We start from the raw sequence: 17,978 nt of genomic DNA, 5'->3' as shown, positions 1-17,978 counted from the left end.
ACCGACCATGACTTTCAATATTTCCCGCAAACTCATCGCGGTGCTGTCGATCCTCTTGACGATGACCGCATGCGCTTCGCGCTCGCCGAGCCAGACGGACTACACGGCGTTCCGCAACAGCAAGCCGCGTTCGATTCTCGTTCTTCCGCCTGTCAACGACTCGAAGGATGTCGGCGCGACCTACGGCATGCTGTCCCAGATGACGATGCCGCTCGCCGAGGGCGGTTACTACGTCGTGCCGGTCGCCGAGATGGAAGAGACCTTCAGGCACAACGGTCTGACGACTGCAAACGACATTCAGGACGTTTCGGCGGCGAAGCTGCGCAGCATTTTCGGCGCGGACGCAGCGTTGTACACGAAGATCACCGCATACGGCTCGTCGTATCAAGTGGTCGCGAGCACGACTCAGGTCACGGCCGCGGCGAAGCTCGTCGATCTGCGCTCAGGCGAAACGCTTTGGAGCGGTTCGGCCACGGCGAATGGCAACGAGGTCGGCACGAACGTGAGCGTCGGGTCCGGTCTCATTGGCGCGCTTGCGCAAGCTGCTGTCACGCATGTCGTGAATGTCACCAGCGACAAGTCATGGGCCGTTGCGGGACTCACTAGTCAGCGCTTGCTGGCAACGGGTGGATCGAACGGTCTGCTGTATGGGCCACGCTCGCCGAAATACGGAACGGACTGACCGGGACATAACGCGAGAAGCGACAACGCGCCGAATCATCGGCGCGTTTTTTTTCGCCGATTAAACCGTCGTTTCCTTAATAGATGATCGTTAAATAAGGAATACACAGCAAAGCCATGAAGCACTGTATCCACTCGCTCGCCGCATCGGCAACTTTGTCCGATACATGCTAGATCGCATGCACGATTTAACTGCTCGGGCACTTTACATCGCGTAAATCAAGGCATTAAATCAACAGGCGGGCCGAAGCGTCCGCTTGTTGCAATTCATCCCCGTTCTCGTGATTTCTCCGACGTGCATCCGATCGACATGCCACGCACGATCCGATGGCGGGTTCCTTGCGCTTTCGCGTACCAACTGGCAGGGTCGGACACGTCGCGGCGCTTCATATAGCAGCGAGGTCTCACAATGAGCAACATTTCAGGCGAAGCGATCGACACCCTCAAGGCGTCGGTGCGAGGCAGGCTCATCACACCGTCGGATTCCGATTACGACGAAGCGCGCAAGGTCTGGAACGCGACTATCGACAGGCGCCCCGCGCTCATCGTGCGTTGCGCCGGCGCGGCTGACGTCATCGCCGCGCTAGCGTTCGCGCGCGAGCAGGGCGTACTCGTTTCGATTCGCGGCGGATCGCACAACATCGCGGGCAGCGCAGTCAGCGACGACGCCTTGATGATCGATCTCTCCGCGCTGAAGTCCGTGCGTATCGATCCGCAAGCGAAGCGCGGCTATGTCGAGCCCGGCGCGCTGCTCTCCGACTTCGATCACGAAGCGCAGGCATTCGGCCTCGCGACACCGCTCGGCATCAACTCGACGACGGGCGTCGCCGGTCTCACGCTCGGTGGCGGCTTCGGCTGGATCAGCCGCAAGTTCGGCGTGACAGTCGACAATCTCGTCGCAGCGGAGATCGTCACGGCCGACGGCACCTGGCGCCGCGTGAGCGCGGACAGCGAGCCCGATCTCTTCTGGGCATTGCGCGGCGGCGGCGGCAACTTCGGCGTCGTGACGCTCTTCGAATATCAGCTGCATGAAGTCGGTCCGCAGATATACGGCGGCCTCGTCGTCTTTCCGCTCGAACAGGCGAATGAGGTTCTGCCGAAGTATCGCGAGTTCGTCGCGCAATGTCCCGACGAGCTCACCGTGTGGGCCGTGCTGCGTCTCGCGCCGCCGCTGCCGTTTCTTCCCGAGGACGCGCACGGCAAGCCCGTGGTCGTGTTGGCGAGTTGCTATGTCGGCCCGGTCGAAAACGGCGAAAGGGCGCTCGCGCCCGTACGCAGCTTCGGCGCGCCCTATGGCGAACATCTCGGCGCGATGCCGTTCGCAGCATGGCAGAAGGCATTCGATCCGCTGCTCACGCCGGGTGAGCGCAACTACTGGAAATCGCACAACTTCGCGAGTCTGAACGACGCAACCTTCGACATCCTGACGAATGCGGTGAAGTCGCTTCCGTCGACGCAGTGCGAGGTCTTCATCGGCGCGATGGGCGGCCAGACGAATCGCGTGCCGGTCGATGCAACCGCTTATGCGAATCGCGATTCGATCTACACGATCAACATTCACGGCCGCTGGAGCGAGGCCGCGGACGACGAGAAGTGCACGAAGTGGGCGCGCGACATGTTCTCCGCGATGACGCCGCATGCAATCGGCAGCGTCTACGTGAACTTCATGACGGGAGAAGAAGGAGACCGTGTGAGAGCGGCGTATGGTCCGAATTACGAGCGGCTCGCCGAAGTGAAGCGGCGCTACGATCCGGATAACCTGTTCCGCAGCAATCAGAACATCACGCCGGCGGCGTGACGGCAGGTGCGTCGTGTTTCGCGATGAAACACGACGCACCGCAAGCGTCGTTCAGGGCCGGTTCAGTTGACGGCCGATATCGCGCGTGCCGAACCTCGACGCGTCGTTATCGGCTTCTTCATAGACGAGTTTGAGCGTTTCGACGCTCAGATATTGACGCAAGAGGCCCAAAAATTTTGGCTCGACCGCGAGACGCAGCCGGTCGAATCGTTGATGCAAGCGGCTCCGTTCGAGATAATCCGCGACGGTCCGCGCGAACTTCTCACGATCCATTTCTGCCGTTTCGGTCGCGCGCGGCGCGGGGTTCCTGAGGTCCTCGACTTGCCGCAAATCCAGCTTCAATCCCTGCGTTTCGAAGATCCGGGCACGGCTGCCGTCGGCGGCGAGAACCCAGGTGATGGCGGTCATGATGCTCCTCCTGTTCGCCAGCCCAAGCGGGCTCCCGCCATTGTGCGCCTAATCTTCGTTTAGCGGCTTCGTTGTCGCCCCGCATTCGTTTTCGCGGCGCAGCAACGCGCGCGCGAATGTGCATCAAGGCAGCATCGAACCGCTCGCTGCGAAGCGCGTGTGGAACGAAAACGCCTGATCGAGGCGATGCGGCGTATGTCCGCCGAGCGCTGCTGCATCGCGGTAATAGTCGCGCAAAAGATCGCGATAGAGCGGATGCGCGCAGTGCTCGATCACGCTCATCGCGCGTTCGCGTGGCGCGAGGCCGGTGAGGTTGGCGAGCCCGCGTTCAGTCACGACGATATCGACATCGTGCTCGTTGTGGTCGCAATGGGGCACCATCGGCACGATGCTCGAGATACGGCCGTCCTTCGCGATCGATTTCGTCGCGAACACCGCATACGCCGCATTGCGCGCGAAGTCGCCCGAGCCGCCGATGCCGTTCATCATGTGCGTGCCGCCGACGTGCGTCGAATTCACGTTGCCGTAGATGTCGGCTTCGAGCGCCGTGTTGATCGCGATGAGACCGAGGCGCCGAATCACTTCAGGATGATTGCTCACTTCCTGCGGCCGCAGCACGAGCCGGTCGCGATAGCGTTCGATCTCGTTGAACACTTTCTCCTGCCGTTGCGCGGACAGCGTGATCGACGCGCCCGATGCGAACGTCGCCTTGCCTGAGTCGAGCAGATCGAAGGTCGAGTCTTGCAGCACTTCGGAATAGATCGTCAGCGCTTCGAACGGCGACGCCGCGAACCCCGACAGCACAGCGTTCGCAATGGTGCCGATGCCGGCCTGCAACGGCGGCAACTGTTTCGGCAGACGCCCGCGCGAGACTTCATGCTGAAAGAACTCGATGAGATGACCGGCGATCAACGCCGTGTCCTGGTCGGCGGGCAACACGGTGGATGCGCTGTCCGGCTTGTCGGTGATGACGATCGCGGCGATCTTCTCGATCGGAATCTCGATGGCGGCCGCGCCGATCCGGTCATGCGGGCGCACGATCGGCAGCGCTTCGCGCGCGGGACGGCGCTCGGGAATCCAGATGTCGTGCAGGCCTTCGAGCGAGAGCGGCTGCGCCAGATTGATCTCGACGATCACGCGTTCGGCGAGGATCGCGAAGCTCGCGGTATTGCCGACCGAGGTCGTCGGCACGATGCCGCCGCTCTCGGTGATCGCGGCTGCTTCGACGATCGCGAGGTCGAGCTTGCCGAGGCGATTCGCGCGCAGCAGTTCGACCGTCTCCGACAGGTGTTGATCGACGAACATTACGTCGCCGCGGTTGATCGCGCGGCGCAAGGTCGTGTCGACCTGAAACGGCAGGCGTCGCGCAATCGCACCGGCTTCGGTCAGGATGCGGTCCGTGTCATGACCGAGCGATGCGCCCGTCATGAGCGTGATACGCAACGGTTCGTCTTCCTCGCGGGCGCGGCGCGCGATTTCGAGCGGCACGGCTTTCGCGTCACCCGCGCGCGTAAAGCCGCTTGCGCCGACGATCATGCCGTCGCGAACGAGTTGAGCCGCTTCGGCGGCCGTGGTGATTTTTCCGCGCAACGCGGCACAGCGAATACGATCTTCGTACATCGACGTCTATCTTCAAGAGCTTCGTTTAACCGAAGGCGATTATAGGTAGCGCGGTTTGCCGTCGAAATCGCAACGTTGAAAGACATTGTTCCAATGCCGTGCGACATTGCGCTTTGTCCAAATCGATGCACGCAAGCGCGTTCGCACGCGCCATGAAAGTGCGGCAAAAGAGCGCGCTGGCGAAAAATCGATTCGACTATAAGACGCGCGACGCCGTGGATTAATCGCCGGACCAGGAAGTCAGCTTTGCATGGCGAGGAAGGATGCGTTCAGCGATGCGCGTCGAAGGGCGCATCCGGATCCACCAGCGCCGTGCGGACGAAGTGCAGGCACGCGAGCACGCGCTGCACCTCGCGCCGCCTGCTGCGTTCGTCGCGCGTGCGTTCGAGCATGTCTTCTGCGATCACGATCGACGCGACGACCGAAGCTATCGCGCGACGCAGCGTCCGGCTATCCGGCGTGCGGAACAGCACGGCGATATCGCGCAACACACGCGCGAGCGACGTGCTCCACGCGATGCGCAATGCATCGGGAATGCACGCCGTATGCAGCGCGCGGGAGTCGCGCCGAAGATCGATCATCGCTTGTCCGACTTCGAGCGTGACGAGCATCCACAAAAGCGCATGCCGATGTTCACGCGAGCGTCGCGTGAGCAAGGCGCGCAATTGCGACATCAGATCGTGCGTGCCCGAATGGAAGCGCTCGCCGAGTCCCGCGAGCTTGCCTTCGCATGCGAGCGCCGCTTGCGCGCGCAATTGCGCGAGCGTCTTGCCGACGAGCCAACGCGTGCGTGGCGGCACGATGACCGCGCACGCGATGGCCGCGCCGAGCATCGCGACGAGAACGGCAACGCCGTTGTTCAGCAACAGGCCCGGATCGTAGACGATGCGATTGTCGGGCGCGGCGAGCAGGCAGAAGAACACGCAGAAGCCGATGCCATAGCCCGCGCTCGACGGACGCATCGCGAGAAAAGCGCCTGCCGCGAGCGGCGGCGCGAGCATCGCGCACAGGAGCGCCAGGCCGTCGATCGCCGGATACACGCGACACAGATATGCATATCCGATGACGATCGCGAGCGCCGCACCCGCGGCCATCTGCGCGATGAATTTCGAAGGCCGCGCCAATGCCGACGACAACGCGCACGCGAGCGTCGCGCCGATGACGGCGTAGCCTCCGCTCGGCCACGCCGTCACGATCCAGAACCAGGCCGTCGCCGCGATCACGATGCCTGTACGCATGAAGGTCGCGACGACGACGAAGCGGCTGGTCCGCGCGTCGTATCGCGGCGCCGCGCGATGGTTCGGAATCGACAGATAGCGAATCGTATCGGCGATGAAGCGATACAGCAGCTCCGCCGATGTCGTGAAATCGAGTTGCGTCGCGTGATCGGTGTGAGGGAGCGCGCGTTGTGCATCGCGCAGGCGTTTCGGCAGCGTCGCTTTGTAGCGCTCCAGATGTTCCTTCAGCGCTTCGCTTTCGAAGTTCTGCGCAAGCTCTTCGAAGAAGGGCGCGAGTGCATCGCTCGCGCGCAGGCGCTTCATCGATTGATCGAGCGCATGCAGGCGCGCGCACGCGTCCATGAAGGCGCTGTTCAGTTGCGCCAGCTTGCCGTTGCCCTGACGCATCGCGGGCGACTCATACGTGGCGAAACCACGCGTCGCTTCGAAGCCGACGATCTCATCGACGAAATCGGCGAAGCGGCGTTCGCGCGCGATACGCGAAAGACGTCCGCGCAATACGTCGGCGGCGAATGCGGCGAAACGCATCCGGCGCGCATCGAGCGACTGCGTGAGCGTCGCGCTCGCATGACGCGGAAACACGAGCGCGCTCACCACGCTCGAACACACGATGCCGAGCATCACTTCCGCACCGCGCGTGAGCGTTGCGATGAGCAGGCTGTTCGGATCGGTGACGGCGGGAATGCCGATCAGCGCAGCCGTATAGCCCGCGAGCACGAAGCCATACCAGCGAAAGTGCCGGTAACGCACGGCGAGCGCGGTGCACGCCGCGACCCATATCGTCAGCGCGAGCGCATGGAGCTCGGGCTGTTGCACGAACACGGCGCCGAGCGCGAGCGCGGCGATCATGCCGAGCGCCGTGCCCGCGAAACGATAGACGCTCTTCGCGAGCACCATGCCGGAGAACGGCTGCATCAGGACGAAGGTGGTCGTCATCGCGACGCGCGGCTGCGGCAATTCCAGCCGCATCGCGATGCTCATCGCGATGAACGCGGCCAGCAAGGTCTTTGCGAGATGCAGCCAGACGTGGCCATCGGTGACGAGCCAGTCGCGCATCGACAGGCGTGCTTGCTGGAGCGACATGCTGACCGCCGATAGTCCTCTCGTCATGAAGGCGCCGATTGTAGGCAAGCGGACCGGGCGGATTAATGTGCAAATCAGGGAACATTCTTTCCTGATTCAACAACAATCGATCGCGCGCCAAGGCGGACAATAGCGCTTCCGAAGTGAATGTGACGGTTTGATGGACACCCTACAGAACATGCGGGTTTTCACTCGCGTGATCGAAGCCGGCAGCTTCACGGCTGCGGCTCAGTCGATGAACTCGACGACCGGCGCGATGTCGCGCGCCGTATCCGAACTCGAAGCCCATTTGCGCACGCGCCTGATGAACCGCTCCACGCGGCGTCTCGCGCTGACATCGGCGGGCGAGCGTTATCTGAAGCGCGTGCGGCAGATTCTCGCCGATATCGACGGCGCCGAAGAAGAAGCAAGCTGCGCGTATGAGCATCCGACGGGCACGTTGCGCATGTCCAGTTTCGCGAGCGTCGGACAACATTACATATTGCCTGCGATCGCGCGATATCGCGCGCTCTATCCCGATGTGAAAGTCGAACTCACGCTATCGCAGCGCATGCCCGATCTCTTCGAAGGCAGCAGCGACGTAGCGGTGGTGTCGGCGGGCGCGCTGTCGGATTCTGAAGTGATTTCGCACAAGCTGGGCGAGACCTTCAGCATTCTGTGCGCGTCGCCGGAATACATACGTTCGCGCGGCGCGCCCGACGTGCCCGCCGATCTCGCGCAACACGATTGCCTCACGCTGCAGACGCCCGCGTTTCCCGCGCGCGAGTGGACGCTCGAAGGGCCGGAAGGCCGCGAGACGATGCAGATCAGCGGAACGGTGCAGGTGAACATCGCGGAATCGCTCGTCGTCGCGATTCGCGAAGGCATGGGCATCGGCATGTTGCCGCTCTATGCTGCGATCGAAGGCTTGCGCAATGGCTCGCTCGTGCGCGTGCTGCCGCAGCACACGCTGCAGCGCACGAATCTCTATGCGCTCTATGCGTCGCGCAAGTTCGTCGATGCGAAGACGCGTACGTGGGTCGAATTCCTGCGCGCGCATCTTCCCGACGTGATCGCGCGCGATGAAGCGTTGCTCGCGGAAGTGGGCCGAACGCCATCGAAGGTTCTGCGCGCCGCGTGAATCACGTATCGCTCCACATGCGCAACAGGTTGTGATAGCAGCCGACGAGCGTGCGTTTCGCGCTTTCGTCGCCGTTGGTCGCATTCAGGCGTTGAATGGAGTTGTCGAGATCGAAGAGCAGCGCGCGTTGCGCATCGTCGCGCACGAGGCTTTGCGCCCAGAAGAAACTCGACACGCGTGCGCCGCGCGTGACGGGCCGCACCTGATGCAGGCTCGTCGCGGGATAGACGATCGCATGTCCCGCGGGCAGCTTCACTTCCTGCACGCCGTACGTGTCTTCGATGATGAGCTCGCCGCCGTCGTATTCGTCGGGCGGCGTGAGAAAGAGCGTGATCGATACATCGGTACGCACGCGCGCGCCATGCCCCGGCACGATGCGGATCGCGCCATCGACATGACTGCCGAAATGCATGCCGCCTTCATAGCGATTGAAAAGCGGCGGATACACGCGATTGGGCAGCACCGCGCTGATGAAAAGCGGATGACGCTCCAGCACGCCGACGAGCGCGTCGCCGAGTTCGAGCGCGATCGGCGAGCCTTCCGCGATCTGCATGTTGCGCTTGACCGGCGCGCCCTGATAGCCCGCGGTCGCGCGGCCATCGACCCATGAGTCGCTTGCTTCGAGACGCGCGCGCATTGCGGCGGCGTCCTCGGGGGAGAGCACGTTCGGTATCGAGAGGATCATTGTTATTGCCTTCGCGAGCGCGCGCCATGAGTCGCATGGCGCGCGCATTCGCATCACATCACATCAACGGAAGCGGTAATTCAACGTCGCGATGAACGTGCGGCCGAGACCCGGCACCGCGCGTCCGCCATCGGACGGAATCAGGGCGTCGTAGTACTTCTTGTCGAACAGGTTCTGCACGTTGAACTGGATATCGTAGCGCTTCTGATGATATGCGGCCATCGCGTCCCAGCGCACGTAGCCGCCCGCTTGAACGAGATTGTTGTTCGCCGCGTAGCGCGACGATACATACGAAGGCCCGCCGCCGATCTGCCATACGGGCGTGAAGTCGTACGTCGTCCACAGCGTCAACATGTGCTTCGGCGTGTTGGCGGGCGTGTTGCCTTGCGTGCCGTCGAATGCCTTCAGGATGGTGCCATCCATGTACGTGTAGCCGCCGAACATCTGCCATTGCCGCGTGATGTGGCCGGCGATGCCGAGCTGATAGCCGCGCACGCGCACGTCGCCATCGAGTGAATAGCTGCCGTCCGAAGCGAGCGTGCGCGCATTGGTCTTCTCGATGTTGAAGAGCGATTGCGTGATCGACAGGCCGCCGTTCAGCAGATCCCACTTCGAGCCGATTTCATAGGACTTGTTGTGCTCGGGCGGCAGGTTTTGCTGGCCGTTGGTGAGCGTGAGCGCTTCGAGCGACGGATCGAACGACGTGCCGTAAGAGACGTAGTACGACTGCCAGTCCGTTGGCTGCCATACGACGCCTGTGCGCACGCTCGTGAAATAGTTCGTCTGCGTCGCGTAACCGGGCTGATTGATCGAGTTGTTGATCGCCGCTTCATAGCGGTCCCAGCGCACGCCGCCGATCCACTTCCAGTGCTCGCCGATCGAGATGGTGTCGTTCAAATAGACGCCGATGCCGTTCGCGCTCGACTCCGCGAGATTGGTCGCCACTTCGCGATAGTTCGCCGGACGCGGCACATACGCCGGATCCACGAGCGGCACGATGGCGAGCGTGTTCGACGGCAGACCCGGCGTGGTCGCCGTGAAGGTCTGGTTGCTATACGTTTCGTGACTCAGATCGACGCCCGCGAGCATGTCGTGCTTCAAGGGGCCGGTCGCGAACTTGCCTTGAACGTCGGTCGTGTTGTAGACCGAGTGATCGTTGATGGTGCGGTCCTTGCCTTGCAGACGCACGAAGAGCGACGAGAGCGGCAGCGTCGTGTAATTGCCGTTCGAGAGCGCGGGCGACGTGCCGAGCGGGCCCGTCAGCACGGCCGCCGCGTTGGTCGCGCGCGCTTCGGTGCTGTAGTGGCTGAACTGCGTCTGGTTGCGCAGCGTGAACATGTCGTCGAAGCGATGTTCGATGCGCGCGTTAACCGTCTGCACATCCTGAATCGTGCGGTCGTCGGTGAAGCCGTAGAAGGTCTTCGTATCGACGGGCGCGGGATGGCCGTTCAACGGCGGAATGCCGTAGTCGGGCTGATCGCGGTTGTGCTGGATCAGCGCCGACAACGTCACCTGCGTCGGCGTGCCGATGCCGAATTTCACTTCGGGCGCGATGCCGTAGTCCTTGTTGATCATCTCGTCGCGCGTCGAGCCCATCGACTGGCCGAACGCGTTGATGCGGAACGCGGAGGTATCCGTCATCGGCTGATTGATATCGACCGTCGTGCGATAGCGGTCGTGCGTGCCGGCTTGCAGCGAGACATCGGCGCGCGGATTCAGCGTCGGCTGCTTGCTGACCTGATTGATGACGCCGCCCGTCGAACCGCGCCCGAAGTACAGCGACGACGGCCCGTACAGCACGTCGATCGATTCCAGATTGAACGTATCGCGATAGTACTGGCCGCGATCGCGGAAGCCGTCGAGATAGATGTCGGTGCGCGCCGAGAAGCCGCGCAGGTTGATGTTATTGCCGATCTGGCCGCCTTCGGCCGCGCCGAGCGTGACGCCGGGCACGTTGCGCAGCGCATCGGAGAATGAGCTCACGGCCTGCGATTGCAGCACCGCCTTCGGCACCACGACGACGGCTTGCGGAATGTCGCGCAGGGCGGTCGGCACCTTTGCGCCGACGCTCGACATCTCCGGCTGGAAGTCGGGCGCGTCGGCCTGACCCGTCACCTTGACGGCGGGCAGGGTCGCGGTTTCGGGTGCGGCGGCGGGGGGCGTGTCTTGCGGTGCGGCTTGTGCGGATTGCGGTGCGGTCTGGGCGTAAAGCGGCGCGGCCATGGGCACGGCGGCAATAGTCACCAATGCCGCAGCAAGCGGCGTCTTTCTCAACATGTCGTTTTCCCGATGCTTGTTAGTGAAATTCAAATCGGCAGCGAAGCGGGTTTTCGACTGCCGACGTTGACCGATCCGAGATCGAGGCGAAGGCGGGCGACGTCGTCGAGAAAGAACCGGCGGCGGCGCCCTGAGAGCGCACGTCGCGCTCGACGGGCTTCATTGAGTCAACCTATCGGCGCGATCATGTTAAATGCGAATCAGTATCATTACATGTCTCAGAAACATTTGGAAATATCCTAGTTTCGCGACGGGTCTTTTTGCCCCTTTTTGTGACGGTGGCGCAACGTAAGATTATGTAAGGTTGGCTTTGGCGCTTGGGCGGCGCCGCTGAAGGCTTGCTGGACGGGATCGAGCGGGCGAGCAGCAGGCGATGAAGAACGACGCTACGACGAAGCGCTTCAGAACCCCGCGACGCCCGATGTAACGAGCGAGTAAGGTCCGCTCGTCAATTGCTGTCTGAGAAACTCGATGCACACGCGAATCTTCGCCGAATGCGACGAGCGCGCCGACGTCACCGCCCACACGTCCGCGCGCTGCCGATAAGCCGGCAGAACGGGCACGAGACGGCCGTTTTGAAGACTGCCGGCGGCGTCCCAGATCGAGCACATCACGATGCCGAAACCTTCCTCGGCCCACTGCCGCACGATGTCGCTGTGGTTCGAAGCAATCGGCCCGGTCACTTTGACGCTTTCCTCGCCGTTCGGCCCGGCGAGCCGCCAGACGCCGAAACGCTGATCGCGCCCGCGAAACAGCAGGCAATCGTGATGCGCCAGTTCGGCCAGCGTTCTAGGCGTGCCGCGCCGTTCGAGATACGCGGGCGCGGCGGCGAGCACGCGAAAACTGTCGACGATCTTGTGCGCGATCAGATGCGGCTCCAGCACTTCGCCGACGCGAATGTCGATATCGAAGTTCTCGCCGACGAGATCGACGCGCCGGTCGAGCAGTTCGAGCCAGATTTCCAGCCCCGGATGGCGACGCCGTAGCAAGGTGAGCGCGGGCGAAACATGCTCGCGCCCGAGCCGCAGACTCGTGCCGATCCGCAAGACGCCGCGCGGATCGTCGAGGCCGGCGAAGGCGTCGGCCATGCCCTGGACGTCGTCGAGAATCTTTTGCGTCCATTGGAACGCCGCTTCGCCGTCGCTCGTGATGGACACGCGGCGCGTCGTGCGCGTGAAGAGCCTGACGCCGAGACTCGTCTCCAGCATCGCAATGCGCTTGCTGACGTGCGCCGGCGAGATGCCGGTCTCGGTCGCGGCGGCGATGAAGCTCGAACGCCGCGCGACGATGCAGAACAACTGCAAGTCGCGCAGGAATTGGTCGTTGTTCGCGACGAGCGCGCTTTGCGTTTTCATTCGAACGATGTTGGCCCGCTTGCGGCAGTGGATCAAGCCTAGCCGCAAGCGCGGCGCACGCGCAAGAACATCAGTTCGACAGCGACAGATACGGCGAGCTGAACGCCTGCGGCGGAAACACCGGCTGCGCGCCGCCCTGACGCGTGAAGCTGTAGCGCACATAAACGGCGGCGAGCCACTCGCGATACTGATACGCGTTGCCGAACGATGCCGTCGCGCCGAACGCGAGTTGTGGCGCGAGCTGGTATTCGCCCGTCGCGCTGAGCGAATACGACACGCCCGTCTTGCTCTGGCCGGGATAGATCGCGCCCGCATCCGGCGTCGCGCCGGAACTCGCGGCTCGCGCCTGATACGTGCCGTTCGTCGGGAAATAGTCCGACGCGTCCTGCCGATAATGCTGCACGCCGATCGAACCCTTCAGGTCGTACGTGAAAAGCCCCGTGCGTCCCATGTATTCGACCGGGAAGTTCAGGATCACGTACTGCTGCGGGCTGAAGTAGCCGCCTTGGCCATACGTGAAGTACGACAGGTTCTTGTCGTAGTGCATCAGCGTGGTGTTGGCGCCGACGGTCAGCGTCTGGTCGGCATCCTTGATGAGACGCGTGTAGATGCCGCCGCCGCCCTTCACCGCGTTGTTGGTCGCGACCTGATTGCCGTCGAGGAACTGATACGCCGCGTTCACGTAGACGCCGCTCGTGCCGTCGTCCCAGCCGAGGTCGGCGCGCGCGCCCGTCGATGTCACGCCGCCCCATTCGAGGTTCGCGCCCTGATCGCGCGCGCCGGCGTACGAAAGCAGGCTGTCGGTGACGGCGCGGCGGGCGACGGCGAGCGAATACGACACCTTGTCGGTGATCGCGTTCTGATACTGCAATCCGCCGACGACATTGGTCTCGCGAAAGCCGAGCGGCGTCGTGCCGACATCGCCCTTGAAGTTGCGGTTCTCGTAGCCGAGCGAGAGCCCGACGCCCGTCGCCGTCTGCGAGCCGTAGTTGTTGGTCGGCGGCGTGGCGGTCGCGCCGAGGCCGGAGCCGAAGCGCGCGAGCGTGTTCGGCTCGCTGCTCGCGGTGCCGGCGTCGAGCGTGACGGGCGTCGCGCGCACGATGACGTGGCCGTTGCCGGCCTTGATGCGGCCTTCGATGGGCGCTTCGATATCGGTCAGGTTCGAGAGGCCGTCCTCGCCGTCGCGGCTGCGGAAGATGAGGCCGCCGGAAATCGTGCTCGCCTGCTCGCGATTGATCTGCGCGAGTTCCTCCGCGACGCCCGCCGTCTGCGAATTCGCGACCGGCGCGGGAACGCCGCCCGTGCTCATCGTCGCGGCTGCGGCGGCGCGCTGCGCGGGTTGCGCCTGCGACGGGTAATAAGGCTGCGCGTAGCCCGCGGGCGGCTGCGGGATGTACTGCTGCTGCGCGTACTGCGGCGGCGCGTATGGCTGCGGCGCGTACTGTTGCGGCTGCTGGTAATAAGGCTGCTGCTGCGGCGGCGGCGCGCCGTAGGCGTACGGATCGGCGGGACGCGTCGTCGCGGTCTTGGGCGATGACGCCGGCTTTTTCTTCGAGCTGGCGGGCAGCGGCGCGTTGTACGCATTGGCTTGCGCCTCGCGCGCGCCGGGCGACATCGGCCAGGGCTCGGCATACGGATCCTGCGCGGCGTAAGGCTGCTGCTGATACGGCTGCGGTTGATACTGCTGCGGCTGCGTATAAGCCGGCTGATACCCGCCATCCTGTCCCGGATACGGCTGCAACGGCGCGCCCGATTGACCCGAGCCATACGCGTCGGGTCCGTAGCCGCCGCTCGGCACCGGGCGCGGCGCGGCGTTGGGCATCGTCATCGGAGCGGAGGACGGCGCGACGTAAGGCACGGAATACGGCGCGGGCTGAGGAGGCGGCAGATAGTTCGGCACGGGCTGCGAATAACCTTGAGGAAGGGCCTGACGATAAGACGCGTCCGATGCGAGCGCCGGGTTCGACGCCGTATCGACGGCCGTCTTGCCTTCGAACGGATTGGTGCCGGGCAGCGGATTCAAGCCGACACGGCTCATCGCGGTTTCCCAGCCGGGCGGGACATTGCCGCGTCCCTGCGCCGACGCCGCCGGCGCGGGCGTATTCGCGGCGACGAGCGAGCGTTGCAGGAACTGCGCGGCGAGATCGAGCTTGCCTTGCGCGCGATACATCCGGCCGATCGCGGCGAGCACGCCCGGATCGTTCGGCGCGGCTTCGTACGCCTGATTCGCGTAGGTCTGAGCGAGCTTGAAATCGCGCACGCCGCTCGCCGCCGACATCGCCGCCGTCTGCAAGCCGATATCGTCCGGACGGCGCGACAGCGCTTTTTGATAGCACGAGAGCGCGTTGCGGTCATCGCCCGCCGATGTGTACATGCGGCCGAGCGCCGCCTGCAGGTCGGCGTTGTCGGGCATCGCGGCGAGCCACGGCGCGATCACGTCGTAGGCGGCGGCGAGATCGCCTTGCCGGCGCACGACATCCGCACGCGCGATGACGATGCCCACGTTCAGATTGTTGAAGTCCGCGCGCTGCTGCGTCGTGAGCGGCATCGATTGCAGACGGCGCATCACCGAGCCGAGCTCGGCTTCCTGCTGCGTCGCCGACAGAATGCCCGCGTATTGCAGCAGAAGACCGGTATCGTTCGGCGCATTGGCGATGGCGCCGCGCACGAGCGACAACGCCCGCGCCGGATCGCCCGCCTTGACGTAGGCCGATGCCACCGCGCCCATCAGTTCCGCATTGCCCGCCGCAACGGGTTCCGCGCGGCGCAGAATCGCGAACGCCTGCTGACGCTGACCGGACGTAGCGGCGCGCGTCGCGAGATCGGCCTGCTGATGCACCCACAGGCGATGTTGCAACGCGGTCATCGCCGGCGTGCGTTGCGCGGCCGGAATGCGGTCGAGTTGCGCGAGCCCGGCCGGCCAGTCCTGCGTTTCGGCGGAGAGCAGCGCGCTCGCGTAGAGCGCGTCGGTCATGTCGGGATGCGTGGCGAGCAGGCCGTCCATCATGCTGCGCGCATTGCCGACCGCGCCCTGACGGACGTAGATGCGCGCGAGATCGAGCCGCAGCCACGGATCGTCGGGATTGTTGAGCAGCGCGTCTTCGAAGAGACTGCGCGCCGCACCGAGATCGCCGCGTGCTTCCGCCGCGCGCGCCTGTGCCGCCTGCGCTTCGCCGCGCAGCTTGTTGATGCCGCCGGCCTTCGCCTGCTGTTCCGTGTTCAGCCGATTGGCGAACTCGAGCGCTTCGTCGCCGCGCCCTTGCGCGGCCAGTGCGCCGACGAGTCCGCGAATCGCATCGGGATTGTCGGCCTGGCGGCGCAGCGCCATGCGATACGCCGCTTCCGCGCCGCGCGGGTCGCCGTTCGCGAGCAGCATTTCGCCGAGCAGCACTTGCGCGGTGACTTCGGACGGATCGGTTGCGATCGCGCGTTCGAACAGCGCCTTCGCTTGCGCGATCTGGCCGTTGCTGCGCGCGCCGATGGCATCGCTCGTATAGGTCCAGTAGGTCGCGCTCGTGAGCGCGTCTTTCCAGCGCGCCGCATTGCCGGCCCGCGACGCGCGTTCGAGATACGTGCGCGCTTCGGAAAAACGCTCCTGCTTCAACGACGCGACGCCCATGCCGCCGAGCGCATCGGCGTCGTTCGGATTGCTCGCCAGCACCGACGAAAAACGCGCGCGCGCCGTCACGAGATCGCCGCGATCGAGCGCGGTGAAACCTTCCGCGACGGTCCGTCCGCGCGCATCGACGGCGGCGTCGGCCTGCGAGCGCTCGCGTGCCGACTTGTCCTGCTGCACCATCGAATCGAAGCGCGCTTTGACGGCGGCGTCATCGGGCGCGACTTGCAGATACGCCTGATAAAGCGGCGCATCCGATGCGCGCGCGCCGAGCCACAAGAGCGCCTGCCGCCAGCTTTTTTTCGCGTCGGCGCCCACAGCGCTGTCGCCCGACAGCTTCGCGAGCCGCGCGATGCCGTCGCGCCGCGTCGTATCGCGATACGTCAGATGCTGCGCATAGGCGAGCTGATAGCGCGGCTCGTCTGGATTCTCGCGCGCCAGTTGTTCGAGGCCGCGCCGCGCTTCGTCCCAGCCTTGCGGCGTGGCGGCGAGCGCCTGGTAATACTCCAGCTGAAGTCCGGGCGTCGCGGGCTTGCCGTCGATCGCGCGCTTGTATTCCTGCACCGCCGACGCGCTTTGTCCGCTTTGCGCGAGACGCCGCGCGTCGTTCACGGTCTGATCGCGCGAACTGGTTTCGCCAAGCCGCCGGCCGAGTTCATCGATGTTCGGATAACTCGGCGCGACCTGGCGCAACTGCGCGAGATACTGCTGCGCGCCGCTGCCGTCCTTGCGATCGGCGAGCACCATGCCCATGCCGAAAAGCGCATCGGGCTGCTTCGGATTGATGCGCAGCACCTTCTGCCACGCCTGTTCCGCGAGATCGCCGCGCTTGTGCGCCTGCCAGTATTTGCCTTGATCGATGAGCACGTTCAGCGGATCGGCGGCGGCCTGCGCGAAGGCCATCGCCGGTGCGGCGCAGATCAGCGCCGCGATCACGCGTTTTCTGGTCTGGATCAGCATGCGCTTCTCCAGTTCGGCACGAGACGGCCGTTTTCATCGAAGCGATATCGACCGTCGATGAAACCGCCGCCAAAGAGACCGAGCACGCGATCGTAATAGACCGGCTCGCGTCCCGCGCCCGGCGGCGCGGTCAGCGCTTCGAGATGCGCGCGCGCGAGGCCCAGGCCGCGGTCGTCGTTGAGCGCCTTGAAGTACGGCGCGAGCGCGGCCCAGTAAGACAGCGGACCTTCGCCCGTCGCCGCGCCGGTCGTCACGTTGACCTTTTCCGGCGGAAAGCCCGCCTGCGCGACGCTCTGGCGCATGCCGCCGAGCGCATCGAGCCACGGACGCGCGAGCGGATCGCCCGGCGACGTCATGCCGGCCCACAGATAGACGCGGATCGCGTCGTAGCTGCCGACATCGCCGTTCTTCGGATCGACGACGAACCGGCCGTTCTGATACGCGGCCCAGTCCGGCGCGTAGCCGCGCGGCGACGTCACCTTGATCGTTTTCGCGGCGCTCTGCGCGAGCTTCGTCCACGGGCCGTCGGGCATGTCGTGCGCGAGCCCGCGCAAAACCGGCAGCGGCAGATAGCTCGGATTCAGCCGCGTCACGTCGCCGATGCGAAAGCCTTGCGGACCGGGAAGAAGCATCGGTCCGAGGCCGGGCAGGTCGACGGTTTCCTGCTTCACGATCTGCGTCGCGAGCGCGTAGCCGAGCTTCGTGTACGCCGGTTCCTTCCACAGGCGACCGGCCTGGAAGAGGTCGTACGCGATCCACACATCCGAGTCCGACGCCGAATTCGGGTCCATCACGCCGAACGAGCCGTCCGGTTTCTTGCCCCATTGCCATGCGGGCAGACGCACGTTATTCGAATCGAACTGATTGGCCGACAAGTTCGTGCGCGTCCAGCCGAGCACCCGGTCGAAGGTCGCGCGGTCGTTGGCGACGAGCGCGAAGAACAGCGCGTAGGACTGGCCTTCGGAGGTCGTCTGCTGCGCTTCGGTCGAACGGTCGATCACGCGGCCATCGGCCTGAACGACGCGCTCCACGAACAGCCGATACGCGGACCAGTCGCATTGCTGCGCCGCGTTTGCGCCCGTCACGGACGCGGCAATCGTTGCACCAGCGAAAATCTTGGCGGTCGATACCCGCATA

12 protein-coding genes are annotated in these 17,978 nt (G+C 64.5%); 4 read left to right on the top strand and 8 right to left on the bottom strand.

Translation table 11 applies throughout. The features are described from left to right. Positions 1–7: 7 nt before the first annotated feature. Together BG60_RS13485 and BG60_RS13480 are read left to right on the top strand one after the other, a co-directional pair. Entirely contained in the window at positions 8–682 is a 675-nt protein-coding gene (locus BG60_RS13485) for a DUF799 domain-containing protein (protein WP_008353655.1), read from the top strand. Positions 683–1,090: 408 nt separating this feature from the next. Beyond that, the gene (locus tag BG60_RS13480) at positions 1,091–2,479 is read left to right on the top strand and encodes an FAD-binding oxidoreductase (protein ID WP_033537143.1); all 1,389 of its coding nucleotides are present in this window, start codon (positions 1,091–1,093) and stop codon (positions 2,477–2,479) included. Between the two features lie 51 nt (positions 2,480–2,530). Here BG60_RS13480 and BG60_RS13475 read toward each other — a convergent pair whose 3' ends face one another. The 3 genes from BG60_RS13475 to BG60_RS13465 form a co-directional block, all read right to left on the bottom strand. Continuing rightward, a complete protein-coding gene (locus BG60_RS13475) occupies positions 2,531–2,887 on the bottom strand; it encodes a host attachment protein (protein ID WP_008353653.1) in 357 nt (118 codons plus the stop codon). 123 nt (positions 2,888–3,010) lie between these two features. Next, positions 3,011–4,507 (bottom strand): acetyl-CoA hydrolase/transferase family protein, encoded by a 1,497-nt coding sequence (locus BG60_RS13470; protein ID WP_008353652.1) that lies wholly within the window; start codon positions 4,505–4,507, stop codon positions 3,011–3,013. 269 nt (positions 4,508–4,776) lie between these two features. Continuing rightward, the gene (locus BG60_RS13465; protein WP_008353650.1) at positions 4,777–6,828 is read right to left on the bottom strand and encodes an FUSC family protein; all 2,052 of its coding nucleotides are present in this window, start codon (positions 6,826–6,828) and stop codon (positions 4,777–4,779) included. Between BG60_RS13465 and BG60_RS39940 the strand changes: the two genes are divergently transcribed. Together BG60_RS39940 and BG60_RS13460 are read left to right on the top strand one after the other, a co-directional pair. Next, complete coding sequence (locus BG60_RS39940) at positions 6,827–6,961, top strand: hypothetical protein (protein ID WP_277621790.1); 135 nt, start codon at positions 6,827–6,829, stop codon at positions 6,959–6,961. The two genes, BG60_RS13465 and BG60_RS39940, sit on opposite strands and share 2 nt — an antisense overlap. Positions 6,962–6,988: 27 nt before the next feature. Continuing rightward, positions 6,989–7,948 (top strand): LysR family transcriptional regulator, encoded by a 960-nt coding sequence (locus BG60_RS13460; protein WP_033537142.1) that lies wholly within the window; start codon positions 6,989–6,991, stop codon positions 7,946–7,948. 1 nt (position 7,949) lies between these two features. On the opposite strand, the gene BG60_RS13455 is transcribed toward BG60_RS13460, so the two are convergent. The 5 genes from BG60_RS13455 to bcsZ all read right to left on the bottom strand — a co-directional run bounded on the left by BG60_RS13455 (position 7,950) and on the right by bcsZ (position 17,977). Then, entirely contained in the window at positions 7,950–8,633 is a 684-nt protein-coding gene (locus BG60_RS13455; protein ID WP_008353646.1) for a Fe2+-dependent dioxygenase, read from the bottom strand. Positions 8,634–8,696: 63 nt separating this feature from the next. Further along, entirely contained in the window at positions 8,697–10,910 is a 2,214-nt protein-coding gene (locus tag BG60_RS13450; RefSeq protein ID WP_008353644.1) for a TonB-dependent receptor, read from the bottom strand. A gap of 401 nt (positions 10,911–11,311) precedes the next feature. Further along, on the bottom strand, positions 11,312–12,265 hold the full coding sequence (locus BG60_RS13445) for a LysR family transcriptional regulator (protein WP_008353643.1): 954 nt from the start codon (positions 12,263–12,265) through the stop codon (positions 11,312–11,314). A gap of 70 nt (positions 12,266–12,335) precedes the next feature. Next, complete coding sequence (locus tag BG60_RS13440) at positions 12,336–16,841, bottom strand: cellulose synthase subunit BcsC-related outer membrane protein (protein WP_034471841.1); 4,506 nt, start codon at positions 16,839–16,841, stop codon at positions 12,336–12,338. After that, positions 16,835–17,977 (bottom strand): cellulose synthase complex periplasmic endoglucanase BcsZ, encoded by a 1,143-nt coding sequence (bcsZ, locus tag BG60_RS13435; protein WP_034471838.1) that lies wholly within the window; start codon positions 17,975–17,977, stop codon positions 16,835–16,837. Before bcsZ ends, BG60_RS13440 begins: the two co-directional genes overlap by 7 nt. Position 17,978 lies beyond the last annotated feature (1 nt).

Origin of the sequence: Caballeronia zhejiangensis, from assembly GCF_000698575.1 — a bacterium.
In the GTDB taxonomy this organism is placed as follows: Bacteria; Pseudomonadota; Gammaproteobacteria; order Burkholderiales; family Burkholderiaceae; genus Caballeronia; species Caballeronia zhejiangensis.
This window is presented reverse-complemented; position numbering and strand designations above follow the sequence as displayed.

Bases quoted from the DNA above. Each gene is read 5' to 3' on its own strand.
- BG60_RS13485 (WP_008353655.1), top strand. From the start codon at position 8: ATGACTTTCAATATTTCCCGCAAACTCATCGCGGTGCTGTCGATCCTC.
- BG60_RS13480 (WP_033537143.1), top strand. From the start codon at position 1,091: ATGAGCAACATTTCAGGCGAAGCGATCGACACCCTCAAGGCGTCGGTG.
- BG60_RS13475 (WP_008353653.1), bottom strand. From the start codon at position 2,887: ATGACCGCCATCACCTGGGTTCTCGCCGCCGACGGCAGCCGTGCCCGG.
- BG60_RS13470 (WP_008353652.1), bottom strand. From the start codon at position 4,507: ATGTACGAAGATCGTATTCGCTGTGCCGCGTTGCGCGGAAAAATCACC.
- BG60_RS39940 (WP_277621790.1), top strand. From the start codon at position 6,827: ATGCTGACCGCCGATAGTCCTCTCGTCATGAAGGCGCCGATTGTAGGC.
- BG60_RS13465 (WP_008353650.1), bottom strand. From the start codon at position 6,828: ATGTCGCTCCAGCAAGCACGCCTGTCGATGCGCGACTGGCTCGTCACC.
- BG60_RS13460 (WP_033537142.1), top strand. From the start codon at position 6,989: ATGGACACCCTACAGAACATGCGGGTTTTCACTCGCGTGATCGAAGCC.
- BG60_RS13455 (WP_008353646.1), bottom strand. From the start codon at position 8,633: ATGATCCTCTCGATACCGAACGTGCTCTCCCCCGAGGACGCCGCCGCA.
- BG60_RS13450 (WP_008353644.1), bottom strand. From the start codon at position 10,910: ATGTTGAGAAAGACGCCGCTTGCTGCGGCATTGGTGACTATTGCCGCC.
- BG60_RS13445 (WP_008353643.1), bottom strand. From the start codon at position 12,265: ATGAAAACGCAAAGCGCGCTCGTCGCGAACAACGACCAATTCCTGCGC.
- BG60_RS13440 (WP_034471841.1), bottom strand. From the start codon at position 16,841: ATGCTGATCCAGACCAGAAAACGCGTGATCGCGGCGCTGATCTGCGCC.
- bcsZ (WP_034471838.1), bottom strand. From the start codon at position 17,977: ATGCGGGTATCGACCGCCAAGATTTTCGCTGGTGCAACGATTGCCGCG.